The following is a 14,888-nucleotide window of genomic DNA, read 5'->3' as shown; positions in this document are numbered from 1 at the left end:
ACTTTTCCTTTCCCCTTGTTGCCCTGCGGCCATCCGCCGCCCAGGGGTATGGCAGCCGGTCCACCCGCCGGCATGGCTTGAAGCGCACTGACAGACCCTTACCAGGACAGGACTTCTCATGGACAAGTTTTCCGCAATGCAGGCCTTTGTACGGGTCGTGGAAGCCGGCACATTCACCAAGGCCGCCGATTCCATGGGCATGCCCAAGCCGACCGTAACGCGGCTGATCCAGACCCTGGAGCTGTCGCTGGACACCAAGCTGCTCAACCGCACCACACGCAAGGTCACCGTCACGGCCGACGGCGCGGCCTATTACGAGCGCGCCGGCCGCCTGCTCGGCGAGATGGAAGAACTCGAATCGAGCATGTCGCGCGCCAAGGCCAGCCCGCGCGGCCGCCTCAAGGTGGACATTCCTTCCTCCCTGGGCATGGCGGTCATCATTCCCGCCCTGCCGGATTTTTACGCGCGCTACCCCGACATCCAGCTGGAGCTGGGCGTGAGCGACCGGCCGGTCGACATCCTGGCCGAAAACGTGGACTGCGTGATACGCGGCGGCGAAATCACCGACCAGTCGCTGGTGGCGCGCCGCATCGGCGAGTTCTATTTGATGTCCTGCGCCTCGCCGGCCTACCTCAAGCGCCACGGCACGCCCCAGCATCCGAAGGAACTCGTGCACGGGCACAGGCTGATCCGATACATGTCGCCGCGCGACGGCAAGCTCTACGGCGTGACGCTGCACAAGGACGGCGAAAGCGTGGAAGTCGAGGGCTACCACCAGCTCGCGGTCAACGACTCGAACGCCGGCGTGGCGGCGGCGCTCGCCGGCCTGGGCATCCTGCAGACCGTCACCTTCCTGGTCCAGCAGCACATCAGCAGCGGCGTGCTGGAGCCGCTGTTCAACGGCTGGTGCTCCGAGGCCAAGCCCATCCACGTGGTCTATCCGCCGAACCGCCACCTGAGCAACAAGGTGCGCGTCTTCGTCGACTGGGTCGCGGAGCTGTTCGCCAAACACGACCTGATCCAGCGCAAGAGCACCTTGCCCGGCCGCGTCACGCGCGCCCAGGCCGCCGCCGAAGCACTCGTCGATTAAGCGCGCGCAGAGCCCGCCGGACTACTCCTTCTCCCTCTGGGAGAAGGTTGGGATGAGGGCTGACGGCGTGTGATGTTGCATTGCGCCTGAGTGAAGGCTGCAGGCCCTCACCCCCGCCCTCTCCCAGAGGGAGAGGGAGCAAGGCCAGTGCAGACGGAGTTCGTGGCGACGGCCACAGGCCTTCCCAGCCTCTCCTACAGCCGCCGTCATCGACAGCCTACATCCGGTGCAGCTCTCGCGCATTAAGGTCGGAGGTCTGTTGGCGGTCGCGGGGTTTTCGCGTACGTCGACAACCATCCGCCAACGCCTTGATTTGCGAAAGACCCCTCAATGCCAAGATTGAAAGCACCCGCGCCCGATGCCGAAAGCCGCAAGGCACTTGAGCAGCGGGCCCGGGAAGCAGCCTTGCCGGCCGCGCCGCAGCAAAAAGGCCGCTGGCCATTTCCCGTGACGGACAACCAGCCCGCCGGCGAAGCAGAAAGCCGGGACGAAGAGCAGCAGGACAAACCTGCTCGCCCCGGTAAATCCGGCGCTTAGGCGCGCCGCCGCAAACGCTTGACCGTGCCGACAGCCAGCAGCACCAGTGCGCCGGCGACCAGCCCCACCACGGCATCCATCAGCAGCGGCGTCAGCGCCGCCAGGAAGGCACCCGCGCCATCAGCCACCCGCTGCGTGATCACTTCAATGAAATGGTGCAGAGGCCCGAAACCGTGCGTGAGGATGCCGCCGCCCACCAGGAACATCGCAATCGTGCCCGCCACCGACAAGCCCTTCATGAGCCAGGGCGCGGCCCACAGGATGGCCAGCCCCAGGCTGCGCTGCAGGCGCGGCCAGGCCCCCTCGCCCGCGCGTTGGCTTAAATAGAGGCCGCCGTCGTCCAGCTTCACGATGCCGGCCACCAGGCCGTACACACCCACCGTCATCAGCAGCGCAATGCCGCACAGCACGGTGACCTGCGTGACGAAAGGGCTGCCTTGCACCGTGCCCAGCGTGATCGCGATGATTTCGGCCGACAAAATAAAGTCCGTGCGCACCGCGCCCTTGATCTTGTCTTTTTCCACCGCGACCAGGTCCACCGCGGGGTTGGACAAGGCGGCCGTCAGCGCCTCGTGCTCGGCCGCCTGCTCGTGGGCGCTGTGCATGAACTTGTGCGCGAGCTTTTCAAAACCTTCGTAGCAGAGGAAAGCGCCGCCCACCATCAGCAGCGGCGTCACCGCCCATGGCGCGAAGGCGCTGATGGCCAGCGCCGCAGGCACCAGGATGGCCTTGTTGACGAAGGAGCCCCGGGCCACGGCCCAGACCACCGGCAGTTCGCGGTCGGCCTTGACGCCCGAGACCTGCTGGGCGTTGAGCGCCAGGTCGTCGCCCAGCACCCCGGCGGTTTTTTTGGCCGCCACTTTGGAAAGCAGCGCCACGTCGTCAAGCACGGTGGCGATGTCGTCAATCAATGCAAGCAGGCTGCTGGCCATAGGTGTTCTTTTTCTTCAGGGCCGCGGCACCAGGCTGCGGCGATGTGACAGGGAAGGAAAGGCATCCGGCGCATGGTGTTGTCGTTGTGGCGCACCGAGGAAGAGCCGCCACTTTACCTAACTTCCGCGCGGGCCAGAGAAAAGCCGCCCGAAGGCGGCTTTGGCTTGGGCGCTGAACCTGCGTTCAGCGCGCGGTCAGCCGTCCCAGGATAAAGCCGATGGCCAGGGCTGCGCCCACGGCTTCCAGCGGTTTTTCCTGCACCCAGGATTTGGACGCTTCCAGCGCCTGCGCGGGTGCTTCGCTGATGCGGCGCGTCTGGTCGGCAAAACGGTCGGCCACCCCGCTCGCGGTGCCGGCCAGCTTGTCCACGCCCTGGTGCGCCGCCGAGGAAGCGCGTTCCACCGCGCTGCGCGCGGGGTCGGCCACTTTGTCGATGCCGCTGTGGAGCGCGGCGCCGGCGGATTCCACACCGCGTTGGAGTGGGTTGTCGTTGGCAGGTGATGCTGTGGTTTTGTCCATGATGCTTCTTTCAAAAAAATTCCACAAAATAGCGGCAGGCGCTGCCGGTGAATGTGTCGGTGAACGGGGAGTGTCCTGGTCGACTGTAGGCAGCACTTCGGCGCCGGTATGTGCGTCGCCCGGCAGGCTGGGTGTAGGACAAGAGAGGGTTGCGAAAGCCCGAAGCTTGTCGGCCTGCGCTGACAACGAGACAGCCGCTTGGCTTGGCGGGCCCTGCCGCCCGCCGCATGCATCATCAAGGCTACTCGTTCGAGCGTTCAACAGACAGTGCCACAAGGAGAAGACCATGCCCAGGATAGCCAACAGACCCGCACTGCGAACAGGCGCAGCCGACAACGGCCAGCCGCGCAACGGCCCGCCCGAGGAGTCGCCGGATGACGACGATGCGCTGGAACTGCCGGTGGAGCCCGATGAGGGAACACCGCTGATTCCGGATGATGAACGCGTGGTGAATGTGCCGTCTTGAGGCCAGGTCCTTGATCCGGCCTCACCCTGCCAGGGTCTTGAACATCACAAACGCATCCACCAGCCCCAATCGCTGATGCCGGAAAGCGCCCGGTAAAGTCGCCACCACATCAAAACCCAATCTACGCCATAAGCTGACGGCGCGCTCATTGGTCGACACCACGAGATTGAACTGCATTGCCAGAAATCCCATGGCCAGTGCCTCGCGCTGTGAGTGTTCGCACATCGCCGATGCCAGGCCCCGGCCTTGCGCTTCAGGCGCGACCACGTAGCCGCAGTTGCAGACATGCGAGCCCAGGCCGGGCTGGTTGGGTTTGATGAAATAGGTGCCGAGCACCGGCCCTTGGCCTTCGCGTATCACATAAGTCGCGCGGGGCGCCTCCATCCAGACGGCGCGGATGTCGGCTTCGGTGCTTTGGGGCGAAAAAGCGTAGGTGTCGCCGGCTTCAAAAGTAGCGCGCAGCAGCGGCCAGACGGCGGGCCAATCAGCTTCTTCGCAAATGCGAATTTGCGTCATGGCTTGGGCGCATCCACCACTTCAGCAGCCGTGCGGAACGCCTCCACCGAAGCCGGCAATCCGCAGTAAATGCTCGCGTGCAGCAACACCTCCTGCAGTTGCGCGGGTGTCACGCCGTTGTTGAGCGCGCCGCGCACATGGCCTTTGAGTTCATGCTGCTTGCCCATGGCGGCCAGCATGGCGACCGTGATCATGCTGCGGGTCTTCAGGTCCAGCCCGGGCCGTTGCCACACGTCGCCCCAGGCATTGCGGGTGATGTACTGCTGGATGGGCATGGAAAACTCGGTCGCCTTGCCGAAGGCATTGGCCACGAAGTCTTCCCCCATTACCTGCTTGCGGGTGGCAAGGCCCTTGTCGAATTGGGAATCCATTGTTGTGTGCTCCTGAATATAGAAGCCGCCAGCATAGCGGGCCGGTCGTCATCCCATCGTCAAATGCCAAAGCCAGACTGCACCAAAGTTCACTTGCCTATCGGTGCTTTGAGAAATTACTATCGGCAAGCGCTTGCACCGTTGATAGTCTTTAGCCACAATCAATTCACCTTCAATAGATTCGATCTATTGATTGAGCAAAGCAACCGGGGGGTAAACCCAGAACAACGAGCCCGGTCCAGATTGATTCACTCCAGCCACTTTGACCCAAAGGAACCAGCCATGAGCAAACTCACCACCGCCGCCGGCGCACCGGTCGTCGACAACCAGAACACGCAAACAGCGGGACCGCGCGGCCCGGTGCTGCTGCAGGACGTCTGGCACCTGGAAAAGCTGGCGCATTTTGCGCGTGAAGTGATTCCCGAGCGCCGCATGCATGCCAAGGGCTCGGCCGCCTACGGCACCTTCACCGTCACGCACGACATCACGAAATACACCAAAGCCAAAATCTTTTCCCAGGTCGGCAAGAAGACCGATCTGGTGCTGCGCTTTTCCACCGTGGCCGGCGAACGCGGCGCGGCCGATGCCGAGCGCGACATCCGCGGCTTTGCCGTCAAGTTCTACACCGAGGAAGGCAACTGGGACCTGGTGGGCAACAACACACCGGTGTTCTTCCTGCGCGACCCGCTGAAGTTCCCCGACCTGAACCGCGCCGTCAAGCGCGACCCGCGCACCAACATGCGCAGCGCCGAAAACAACTGGGATTTCTGGACGCTGCTGCCAGAGGCCCTGCACCAGGTCACCATCGTGATGAGCGACCGCGGCCTTCCGAAGTCCTACCGCCACATGCACGGCTTCGGCAGCCACACTTTCAGTTTCCTCAATGCGCAGAACGAGCGCTTCTGGGTCAAGTTCCACTTCGTCACGCAGCAGGGCATTGAAAACCTGACGGACGCCGAAGCCACCGAACTGGTGGGCCGCGACCGCGAAAGCGCCCAGGCCGATTTACTGAACGCCATCGACAACCAGGACTTCCCGCGCTGGAACCTGAAGATCCAGGTCATGCCCGAAAAAGACGCGGCCACCTACCACCTGAACCCCTTCGACCTGACCAAGGTCTGGCCGCACAAGGACTACCCATTGATCGACGTGGGCGTGATGGAACTGAACCGCAACCCGGAAAACTATTTCGCGGAAGTCGAGCAGCTGGCCTTCTCGCCGGCCAACGTGGTGCCGGGCATCAGTTTTTCTCCCGACAAGATGCTGCAGTCGCGCCTCTTCAGCTACGGCGACGCGCAGCGCTACCGCCTGGGCGTGAACCACCACCAGATCCCGGTGAACGCGCCCAAATGCCCCGTGCACAGCTACCACCGCGACGGCAGCATGCGGGTGGACGACAACAAGGGATCGGAGATCGGTTACGAGCCCAACAGCAAGGGCTCCTGGCAGGAGCAACCCGACTTCGCCGAGCCGCCGCTGTCGATCGAAGGCGCGGCCGACCACTGGAACCACCGCGTCGACGAAGATTACTATTCGCAGCCCGGCAACTTGTTCCGCCTGATGACGCCGGCGCAGCAGCAGGTACTGTTCGAGAACACCGCGCGTTCGGTGGGCGGCGCCTCCAAAGCCATCCAGGAGCGGCACATCGCCAATTGCAGCAAGGCGGATCCGGCTTATGGGGCCGGTGTGGCCAAGGCGCTGGCAAAAGGGGTGGTTTCTCCTTCACCCAATCCAGTGGTCTAGTTGGGTTTGCTTCGGCGGTTGCGGCGGCACGCAGAGCGGCGAGTCGCTGTCCCTGCGCGCCACGCCACCCTGGTGGCCCCGAAAAAAAACCGGCGCCTGACGCTGCCCGCAGGCGCTTTTTTCAGGGCGCGCAGGAACGAAAGCCGCAGAACACGTCGTCCCGCTCCGGCAAGGCAAAGCCGCGGTGTTTGGGGTTTTTCATGCGCGCGCGCGTCGCGAACGAGGCGCCGCGCAACACCTTGTGCGTGCCGAAGTGCGGCTGCGAATAAGCCTGCCAGGGACCGGGCGCAAAACCCGGATAAGGCCTGAAGGTGGTGCCGACCCACTCCCAGACGTCGCCCCAGTGAAAACCGCGCCGCGCCGCCGCGTGCGCGGCCACTTCCCATTCCACTTCCGCCGGCAAGCGGCGCCCGGCCCAGCGGCACCAGGCGTCGGCCTCCCACCAGCTCAGGTGCATGGCGGGCTGGCTGGCCTGCATGCGGTGCGGCACGCCGAAGCGGTTCTGAATCACCGCGCCGCTGGCGATGCCGATCTGGTCCACATAACGCGGGCCGCGCCGGCCCTCGCCCGCGGCCAGGCCCTGCAGCCAGCGCCAGCCGTCCGCCTGCCAGAGTTCCTCGCGATCGTAGCCGCCGTCGCCGACAAACTCGACGTACTGCGCCCAGCTGACGGGCTGGGCGTCGATCTCGAACTCCGGCACGCTGACGGCGTGCTGCGCGATCTCATTGTCAAAAGCAAAGCCCGCGCCCTCACCGGCCGCGCTGCCCATCTGCCACACCGTGGCCGGGATCAGCAGCGGCCCGCGCACCGCCATGGGCGCGGGCGTGAAGGCCGCCTGCAGGCCTTTGTCGAGCGCCAGGCCCAGGGTTTGCGCGTTGCGCACCAGCGCTTCGCCGCGCATGTCTTCGTAAAACAGGCAGAGGCGGTAGAAGTACAGGGCGTCGTCGCTGCCCTCGCCTCTGTGCCCGCCATGGCTGGCCGGAGCGGTTTTTTCGAGCAGGTCCAGCGTGCCTTCCAGCGTGTCGAGCAAATAGGCGCGGCAGTGGCCCATGTCGGGCAAATCCAGTGCCCAGCGCGCGTCGCGCGGCCCGGCCTGCGCGCCCCACCAGCGGTCCGCGCCGGGCTCAATGGACGCCAGCCGGGCGTGCGCGGGCTCGCAGCGCGTGCCGAGGGCGCGCTGCATGTTGCGGGCGATCCACCATTCCTGGAACCAGCCCGCATGGCCGAGTTCCCACAGCGGCGGGTTGACCGTGGCCAATGGCGCCATGGCGAAGCCGCCGGACTCCAGCGCCTGCTGGTATTGCGCGAACAGGTGCAGGGTGTGGTTGCGCGCATCCATCAGGGCCAGCGACAGGAGTTCGCGGCCGGCGCCGCGCATGGCCGGCGAGCGTGTCAAGGCGTCGGCCGCGGCCGGCGATGAAGAGGGTAATGAATTAGGTGTAGCGTCTGAAGCCAAAGCAGCCATCCCGGCGGGCACGGTGAGGGTGGGCTCCCACAAGGCGCCGTCAAGGCGCCATCACATCCGCGCACGCGTTGAAACCAGAATAGCAGAGACCGGCCGGCCAGACGGCTATAAGTCAATAGCGTGTATCGGCCGTTCCTCAGCGGCGGGCAGCGGCGGCACGCCAGTGTCGCCCCTACGCATCTGATTTCCATTTTCCGCTTCGGATTCGGCGAGGACGCGGATAGACTGCGGCAGCCACCCCCACGATTGACGCGCGCCGGGCGGTGCAGCGTTTGACTCCGGTTCCTTGATTTCATGACCCTGAACTTCGGCCCTCCAGCGGCCGGCCACCTATGCAATTACATGATCTGAATTCATCGCCCGCCGAACTCGACCTGACCCTGCTGGACCTCGGCCCCCTGGCCTGGGTGCTGGAGGAATTGCGAAAATCACTGGAAGGCGCGTCCAAGGCCCTGAAGCGTTTCATGCGCGAAGCCGAGGCTTCGCGCGACTCCGATCTCGCCGCGCTGGATGCAACCCAGCTGCGCACCGCGCGCCAGCAGTTGCACCAGGCCGTGGGCGCGCTGGAGATGGTGGGCATGAGCGCCCCGGCGCTGGTGCTGCGGGCCATGGAAACGGCGGTGCAGAAGTTCATCCAGTCGCCGGTGCTGTGCACGCAGGACGCCGCGGCCAAGATCGAGCTCGCGGGCTTCTCCCTGATCCACTACCTGGAAAACGTGCTGGCGGGCAAGCCGGCATCGGCCGTCTCGCTGTTTCCCCAGTACCGCGACATCCAGGGCCTGGTCGGCGCGGACCGCATCCACCCGGCCGACCTGTGGGTCTTTGACTGGCGCTGGATAGAACCTACGCTGCCCATCACCGTCCCGGCCCGGGAATACGGCGACGAATCCCGGCAACTGCTCGACAAGCTGATGCTGACCCTGATCCGCACCGGCGACCCCGAGGCCGCGCGCAGCCTCAGCGACATCTGCCTCGGTTTCGCGCAGGGGCAGACCGGCATCGAACCCCGCACATTCTGGAAGATCGCCGCCGGCTTTTTCGAGGCGCTGGCGCAGGGCCTGCTCAACGTCGACCTCTACGTCAAGCGCGCGACCTTGCGTGTGCTGCTGCAATACGTGTGGCTGGCCAAGGGCACCGACGCATCGGCCAGGCTCGCGGAAGACCTGCTGTTCCTGTGCTCGCAGGCGAAAGTGCAGCGCGCCGCGGACTCGCCCGTGCTGTCGGCGGTGCGCACGGCGTACGGCCTGAAGCGCTTCAAGCCGGTCGACTATGAATCGCTGCAGTTCGGCCGCTTCGCGCCGGCCCTGATCGCCCAGGCCCGCAAGCGCATCGCCTCGGCCAAGGAAACCTGGTCGTCGGCAACCGCCGGCGACCTCAATAAATTCAAGACGCTGACCGACCAGTTCAGCCTGGTGACGGATTCGCTGGTCAAGCTGCACCCGCCCAGCGAGTCGCTGGCGCGCGCCATGACACGCGTGATCGAAACCACCGTCAGCGCCGGCCAGGCGCCCCGCCCCGAGCTGGCGCTGGAGTTCGCCACCGCCGTGCTCTACCTCGAAGCCGTGTTCGACGATTTCGACCCCAACGACCCCCAGCTGTGGGCCCGCACGGCGCGGCTCGCGGAGCGGCTCGAAAGCGTGCGCGGCGGCGGGCAGGCGCAGCCGCTCGAATCGTGGATGGAGCAGCTCTACCAGCGCGTCAACGACAAGCAGACCATGGGCAGCGTGGTGGGCGAGCTGCACGCCTCCCTCGCCGCGCTGGAAAAATCGCTGGACCTGTTTTTCCGCACGCCCGAGGACACCCAGCTGCTGGCCGTGGTGCCCAAGCAGCTGTCGCAGATGCAGGGCGTGCTGTCCATGCTGGGGCTGGACCAGGCGGCGCTGGCGGTGACGCACATGCGCGAGCTGGTCGAAAGCCTGCTCAAGCCGGACGCCAACGAGCAGCAGGCCCGCGCGGACGGCATCTTCGACCGCCTCGGCAACAACCTGGGCGCGCTGAGCTTCCTGATCGACATGCTCAACTACCAGCCCGCGCTGGCCAAACGGCTGTTTGTCTACGATGCCGCCAAGGGTGAACTCAGGGCGGACAAGGAGCACGAAGCGGGCTAGCAGTCTGGACGCCTAGAGCCAGCTCGTATTGGGCGCCGGGTTGTTGTACAGGCGGCTGAACTCGAAGGCATTGCCCTGGAACTCAAAACCCGGCACACGGATCTCGCACCACAGCCCCCAGCTGTAGGGCGCGCCGACAGCCACCAGGGTCATGGTAATGGTCTCCTGCTGCGCCGCCGAGGGCGTGGCCGGCAACACCAGCGGCGGGGTGTAGCCTTCACCGCTGAACGGGCCGGCGGCGCTCTTGATCTGGATCTCCATCCTCTCGTACTCACCGTTGTCGCCGTAGTACAGCAGGAAGACAAAAAAATAGTCTTCACTGGCCTGCCAGCTGAGCCTGACCGGCAATCTGTCGCCGCCCACGGCTTGCGGCGTGACGGGGCCCGGTGTCCACGGCCCCAGCGTCACCAGGACGCTGGCCGGGCTGGCCACCGAGGTCGCGGCATTCAGGTCTGAACTGAACCCTCCCTGGTCGTCAAACGGCAAGGCGTAGGCGCGGCCGCCTGTCATGACGGCGGGGTTGTGCAGGAAGTTCGCGAAGGCGCTCCAGGTGCCGCCGGCGGGATAGAACTGCGAAAAAGTGAGCAGGTCCGGGGTGGTGGGCAAAATGTCCAGCGGCGACGTCACGCTGAAGCTGCTCACCGGCGCGCCGACCGGGATGGACGCCGTCATGGGGATGTTGGCGATCTGGAAGGAGGCCATGTCCATCCCGTCCACCAGGCCGGCCGTGGTGATGCCGGCGCTCAGGCTGACGGTTGCGGTGGTGGCGGGGCTGCCGGGGGTGATGCCGCCCTGCAGGAATTTCCAGGTGTTGGCGTAGCCGCGCTCCAGCGCGGTGACGACGACGTTCTCAATCGCGCCCAGCACCGCGCTGCTGTTGTTGGGCGCATACGGCGGCTGCTGGGTGTTGTCGGCGAACACGCCGCTGGCGCCGAACACCATCAGCGAAGGCGGCGCGTAATACATCAAGCCCTTGGACGGCGCCCACCACGCGGGCGGCGGCGGCACGGCCGCGCCGAAAGGCGTGGTCTTGCCGGCAACGGAATTGGTGCTGAAGAAGGGGTAGTAGAGGTTGTAGGCCTCGCCGTTGCCGCCGCTGAACTGCAGAACGGTGTAGGTGTTGCTGTTGCCGTTGATGTCGATGATGCCCCCGACCTGCACCACGTTGCCGGCATAGATGTGGTTGCCGTTGTTGTTCTGCTCGACCTGCAGCAAGCCGGGATTCTTCTTGTACCAGGTGAAGAAATTGTCGATGGCCGCGTCGAAGTACGTGGCCAGCGCGGTGCCAGGCGGCGTGATGAAAAACAGCTCCACCGGGCTGGTGCTGGCGGTGAAGGGATTGTCGGCGGCCGTGCTCGCGCTGGCCATCACCACGGTGCTGCCGGCGGGCGCGTCCGGCAGGCTGCTCACGACGGTGCCGGCCGGGATGAAGGGGCCGCTTACCTGCATGCCCGTGCCAAGGCCGCCGTTGGTCGGCGCCGGCGTGCCCGGCCCGGTGATGGTGAAGGTGGCCAGCCAGGCGCCGCACACGCCCGAGACGGCCAGGGTTCCCTGCAGGCTGGTGGCCAGCAGCTGGCCGCCTATCACGTCGCCGGGATTGAGCAGGCGATAAGGCGCTGACGCATCGATGCCCTGGGGATAGACACAATCGGCAAAAGGCGCGAGCGGACCCACCGCCATGGCCTTGAAATTACCGACCAGGGTCTGCCGGTCCAGCGTGGGCACCACGCCCGAGCCCTCACTGAAGTTGGGATCCGGCGGCGTGACCTGCAGCGTGAGCGGAATGCCCAGCTGGTCCACCTGGGTGGTGTCCACATTGAGATTGTCCGGTGCGCTTTGGGGCGGCGCGCCGGGGGTGGTGCAGGTGAGCGCGAGTTCCACGAAGTCGTAAAAGAAACCGGCCGTGCCGGCGGTCGGCCCGCTGACATTGCCGGCCGCCGACAGGCTCACCGCATTCGGCGAACTGCTGAGATACAGGCGCGCCGAGGCGACCTGCACACCGGCGTCCAGCTGGATGGCGCCACCGGCCGCCGCCAGGTCGGCCAGCGTGAACGAGGGCGCCAGGGTGCCCGGCGCGGACATGGGCGTGGCGATGCCGGTGGCGGGGTCCATGCTCCAGGCCAGGTTGATTTTTTCCTGGGTGAAGAACAGGTAGATCGCGTCATCAGCCAGCCCTGAGGCGCTGCCGTTCTTCTGGCTGTTGTTGACGATGCTGAGGGTGACGTAGCTGCTCATGGCGATCCTTGGGCCTGGGGTGGTGGGAGCGGCGAAGTCAGCGATTCAAGGTCGGCTTGCTGGAACCAATTCTGGTCCACATCGCCGGCCACGCCGGGCACCGGCGTTGCGCCGTTGACGCTGCCGTCGCTGTACTGCCAGCAGGACCATGCCTGCCACGGCGAAGGGACGGTCGGGTCGGCCACATAGTCGGCCAGCCACAGCGGCCGCGCGGCCAGTGACCGCGCGGCCGCCGGCTCGCGAGCCAGGATGGGAACCAGGTTTTGCCAGAAACCATCGTCGGTGTAAACCATGGTCCGGCGCCCGAACAAGGTGTCGGCGGCGGCGGTGAAGTCCAGCACCCACTGCAGGGCATCCTCAGCACTGCACTGATTCAGGGTTTCGATGTCCAGCACCGGCGGCAAATCATGCGGCCCCAGCGTGCCGACGGTCGAGAAAAATTGCTGTGCCTGGGTTTGCGCATCGGTGCCGGGCCGGCCGAAATGGTAAGCGCCCCGCAGCAAGCCGGCGCCCGCGCATCCGGCCCAGTTCTCCTTGAAAAAAGGATCCACGACGTAAATCCCTTCCGTGGCCTTGACGAAGCAAAAAACCACGCCACCGCCGGCTACCTGGGGCCAGTCGATGGCGCCCTGGTAGTGGCTGACGTCTATGCCTGGAACCAGCATGGCGGGCCCCTCAGACGACGTTGTTGAGCATGTCGACCTGCGCCCGCAGCAGGCCGTCCAGCCTGAGCACGGTTTCCAGAGGCAGGTGCTCGTCCCACATCACGCCGCAGTTGTATTGCAGGGCTTGCGGGTTCGCCTGGCTGCCGCTGACTTTCTGCTGCCAGGTGGTGGTCACGCCGTCGGTGGCCTGCACGCCTATGCCCCAGTGGTCCCAGCCGTACCAGCTGCTGGACTTCATGACCATGGTGTAGACCTCCGGGCCGTCGACGCCCAGCACCGTGTGGCCGTTGAGCTGCGCGGTAATCGACATCAGCGCCACGCGGCAGACGTCCTGCGCGTCCTCGTCGCCGTCCAGCGCGGCGTCAAAGTTGTCGGTCAGCACCTGGTGAAAGGGCACCGTCTGCGGAAAGATGATGTCGGTGGTGTTGAAGAAGTCGTCATTGAGCCCGGTCGGCACGCGGTCGTTGTCGAACACAAAAGCGCCTTCGTCGGAGTTGTAGATGGTGGCGGCGGTGTAGGCGTTGTCGACGCTCTCGTATTCGCCGGTCAAGGCCCAGCCCCAGCAGGCGGCATTGGCAAAAGGCACCTGGTCCGACGTGGGCACGGTCTCGCCGTCGCGTGGATGGTCTTCACCGGCCGGGGCCAGCAGGTTGCGTTGGGCGTTGCTGAGATAAGGCATGGACTTCTCCGTGAATGGAATCGCTGCGAATGGCGGCCGCCGCCTCGCTGAACAAATTGTCGGCATGGACCCATGCGCTGGCGATTACAGGGCATTACAGGGCGACTGCGCCGCCGCATGCCCGCAAGGCACGCGCTAAGACTTTGAGATTCAAGCCGGCCCGCGCGTGATTTCTTCATGCAACGTTTTGACTTACCAGCGATGCGCCGTGCAAAAAACAGGCGCAAAGTTCTGCCGCAAACCGGCAGCAACCCTCTTGAACAGCGCTTCAAATTGCGCCATGCTGTGCGCGAAGGCATGGCTCGAATGGAGCACACGAACACAAGCGGCCATGGATGATTTTCAGCGAGTTCGCATGCCTTGTGAAACGTGAATCCCGGCAATTAATGCCCAAACGGAGTTGTTCTGAAAAATGCCGGCCCCTGCCGCTTGACGACGATGGAGCGTCTCGCGATACTGCGGCCGACCGATACGGTTTTCCGACAATGACAAGATGCTGAGCGCCGCAGAGTGAGGGTTCTTGTCAGGATGGGTGATGGCAAGAAAGAGGGGAAGGCGAGTGGCTATTCTGAGAAATCGCGCCACGCAGCGCAAAATTTACCTGCGGACACACCACGTCTTCGGGCGAGGCCGTTCGGCCGACACCCTGCTGGAAAACCTGGATGCCTCGCAACTGCACGCGTCAATCCGCTGGACCGGAAAAGCCTGGGAACTGCGCGACCACAGCCGCAACGGCACCCTGCTCGACGGCATCCTGATCCCCAGCACCAGGGGACTGGAATTGCGGGTGGGCGGCATCATCGCCTTCGGACATGACGGAGATAGCGCCTGGCTGGTGGAAGAGCTGTCGCCGCCCTGCAACCTGCTGTGGCCGCTGGGCCATGACGAAGCGCACATCACGCTGGGCCGTTCCAACCTGCTGCCGCAGGGCCCTGCCGCCGAGCTGTCGATTCACCACAGCGAAAAAGGCCAGTGGGTATGCACGACCCCCGGGGGCAGCTGGATCCTGGAAGACGGCGACGAAGTCCGTTTTTCCGGCAAGCTCTGGTGCTTCCTGCCGGTGGCCGAGGTGGTCTCCACCATGGACAGCATGGCCGGCGGCCAAACACTCTTGAAGCGATCGCAGCCGTCCCTTTCGTTCAGGGTAAGCCAGGATGAAGAGCACGCATGGCTGGCACTGGACGACGCCGGCCTTCACCTGGACCTCGGTGAGCGCTCGCACCACTATGCGTTGCTGATCCTGGCACGCTTGCGTCTGGCCGATGCGCAGCGCCAGCTGGCGCCCCACGCCCAGGGCTGGGTCGAGCTCGAGCGCCTGGCCAAGATGCTGGGCCTGGACCCGGGCCACCTGAACATCCAGATCTTCCGCATGCGCAAGCAGCTCGCGCTGGCGCTGCCGCAGGGCGCGCATGTGCCGGAGCTGATCGAGCGCCGCCGCGGATCCTTGCGTTTTGGCAATCTGCGTTTCCGGATCACGCGCGGCGCCGACCAGGAAGCCGACTTCGACCCACTGGCCGAGGGCCGGAGCTACCCTCAAGAATCGCTCACCGCCTGATCCTGC

General features: G+C 65.2%; 15 protein-coding genes. 7 read left to right on the top strand and 8 right to left on the bottom strand.

Annotation, left to right across the window (positions count from 1 at the left end; translation table 11 throughout):
• The first annotated feature begins 118 nt into the window (after positions 1-118).
• Entirely contained in the window at positions 119-1,090 is a 972-nt protein-coding gene (locus ACLV8F_RS01885) for a LysR substrate-binding domain-containing protein (RefSeq protein ID WP_411882549.1), read from the top strand.
• A gap of 330 nt (positions 1,091-1,420) precedes the next feature.
• Complete coding sequence (locus ACLV8F_RS01880; protein ID WP_411882548.1) at positions 1,421-1,627, top strand: hypothetical protein; 207 nt, start codon at positions 1,421-1,423, stop codon at positions 1,625-1,627.
• On the opposite strand, the gene ACLV8F_RS01875 is transcribed toward ACLV8F_RS01880, so the two are convergent.
• Together ACLV8F_RS01875 and ACLV8F_RS01870 are read right to left on the bottom strand one after the other, a co-directional pair.
• The gene (locus ACLV8F_RS01875; RefSeq protein WP_411882547.1) at positions 1,624-2,559 is read right to left on the bottom strand and encodes a DUF808 domain-containing protein; all 936 of its coding nucleotides are present in this window, start codon (positions 2,557-2,559) and stop codon (positions 1,624-1,626) included. The genes ACLV8F_RS01880 and ACLV8F_RS01875 overlap by 4 nt on opposite strands.
• 184 nt (positions 2,560-2,743) lie before the next feature.
• Positions 2,744-3,079, bottom strand: a complete 336-nt coding sequence (locus ACLV8F_RS01870) for a YqjD family protein (protein WP_411882546.1) — start codon at positions 3,077-3,079, stop codon at positions 2,744-2,746.
• Between the two features lie 286 nt (positions 3,080-3,365).
• Here ACLV8F_RS01870 and ACLV8F_RS01865 point away from each other — a divergent pair, with 286 nt between their 5' ends.
• On the top strand, positions 3,366-3,545 hold the full coding sequence (locus ACLV8F_RS01865) for a hypothetical protein (RefSeq protein ID WP_411882545.1): 180 nt from the start codon (positions 3,366-3,368) through the stop codon (positions 3,543-3,545).
• 21 nt (positions 3,546-3,566) lie between these two features.
• On the opposite strand, the gene ACLV8F_RS01860 is transcribed toward ACLV8F_RS01865, so the two are convergent.
• Complete coding sequence (locus ACLV8F_RS01860) at positions 3,567-4,061, bottom strand: N-acetyltransferase family protein (protein WP_411882544.1); 495 nt, start codon at positions 4,059-4,061, stop codon at positions 3,567-3,569.
• Positions 4,058-4,432 (bottom strand): carboxymuconolactone decarboxylase family protein, encoded by a 375-nt coding sequence (locus ACLV8F_RS01855; RefSeq protein WP_411882543.1) that lies wholly within the window; start codon positions 4,430-4,432, stop codon positions 4,058-4,060. Before ACLV8F_RS01855 ends, ACLV8F_RS01860 begins: the two co-directional genes overlap by 4 nt.
• A gap of 282 nt (positions 4,433-4,714) precedes the next feature.
• Between ACLV8F_RS01855 and ACLV8F_RS01850 the strand changes: the two genes are divergently transcribed.
• Complete coding sequence (locus ACLV8F_RS01850; RefSeq protein WP_411882542.1) at positions 4,715-6,175, top strand: catalase; 1,461 nt, start codon at positions 4,715-4,717, stop codon at positions 6,173-6,175.
• Between the two features lie 121 nt (positions 6,176-6,296).
• Here the strand turns inward: ACLV8F_RS01850 and senA are convergent, their stop codons facing one another.
• A complete protein-coding gene (gene senA, locus ACLV8F_RS01845; protein ID WP_411882579.1) occupies positions 6,297-7,553 on the bottom strand; it encodes a selenoneine synthase SenA in 1,257 nt (418 codons plus the stop codon).
• Positions 7,554-7,972: 419 nt separating this feature from the next.
• Between senA and ACLV8F_RS01840 the strand changes: the two genes are divergently transcribed.
• On the top strand, positions 7,973-9,748 hold the full coding sequence (locus tag ACLV8F_RS01840; protein WP_411882541.1) for a hypothetical protein: 1,776 nt from the start codon (positions 7,973-7,975) through the stop codon (positions 9,746-9,748).
• 12 nt (positions 9,749-9,760) lie between these two features.
• Here the strand turns inward: ACLV8F_RS01840 and ACLV8F_RS01835 are convergent, their stop codons facing one another.
• The 3 genes from ACLV8F_RS01835 to ACLV8F_RS01825 are packed head-to-tail and all read right to left on the bottom strand — an operon-like array spanning position 9,761 to position 13,327.
• Complete coding sequence (locus ACLV8F_RS01835) at positions 9,761-11,983, bottom strand: hypothetical protein (protein ID WP_411882540.1); 2,223 nt, start codon at positions 11,981-11,983, stop codon at positions 9,761-9,763.
• A complete protein-coding gene (locus tag ACLV8F_RS01830; RefSeq protein WP_411882539.1) occupies positions 11,980-12,648 on the bottom strand; it encodes a glycoside hydrolase family 25 protein in 669 nt (222 codons plus the stop codon). The genes ACLV8F_RS01835 and ACLV8F_RS01830 overlap by 4 nt, the downstream gene beginning before the upstream one ends.
• 10 nt (positions 12,649-12,658) lie before the next feature.
• Positions 12,659-13,327 carry a hypothetical protein gene (locus tag ACLV8F_RS01825; RefSeq protein ID WP_411882538.1) on the bottom strand — a complete coding sequence of 223 codons (669 nt, stop codon included), beginning with the start codon at positions 13,325-13,327 and terminating at the stop codon, positions 12,659-12,661.
• Between the two features lie 177 nt (positions 13,328-13,504).
• Between ACLV8F_RS01825 and ACLV8F_RS01820 the strand changes: the two genes are divergently transcribed.
• Positions 13,505-13,666, top strand: coding sequence for a hypothetical protein (locus ACLV8F_RS01820; protein ID WP_411882537.1), 162 nt, complete (start codon positions 13,505-13,507; stop codon positions 13,664-13,666).
• Positions 13,667-13,886: 220 nt separating this feature from the next.
• Positions 13,887-14,882, top strand: coding sequence for an FHA domain-containing protein (locus ACLV8F_RS01815; RefSeq protein ID WP_411882536.1), 996 nt, complete (start codon positions 13,887-13,889; stop codon positions 14,880-14,882).
• Positions 14,883-14,888: the final 6 nt, after the last annotated feature.

Source organism: Polaromonas sp. YR568 (genome assembly GCF_943369675.1).
Classification (GTDB): domain Bacteria; phylum Pseudomonadota; class Gammaproteobacteria; order Burkholderiales; family Burkholderiaceae_C; genus Polaromonas.
The sequence above is the reverse complement of the archived record's forward strand: the minus strand, read 5'-3'. Positions and strand labels throughout refer to the sequence as shown.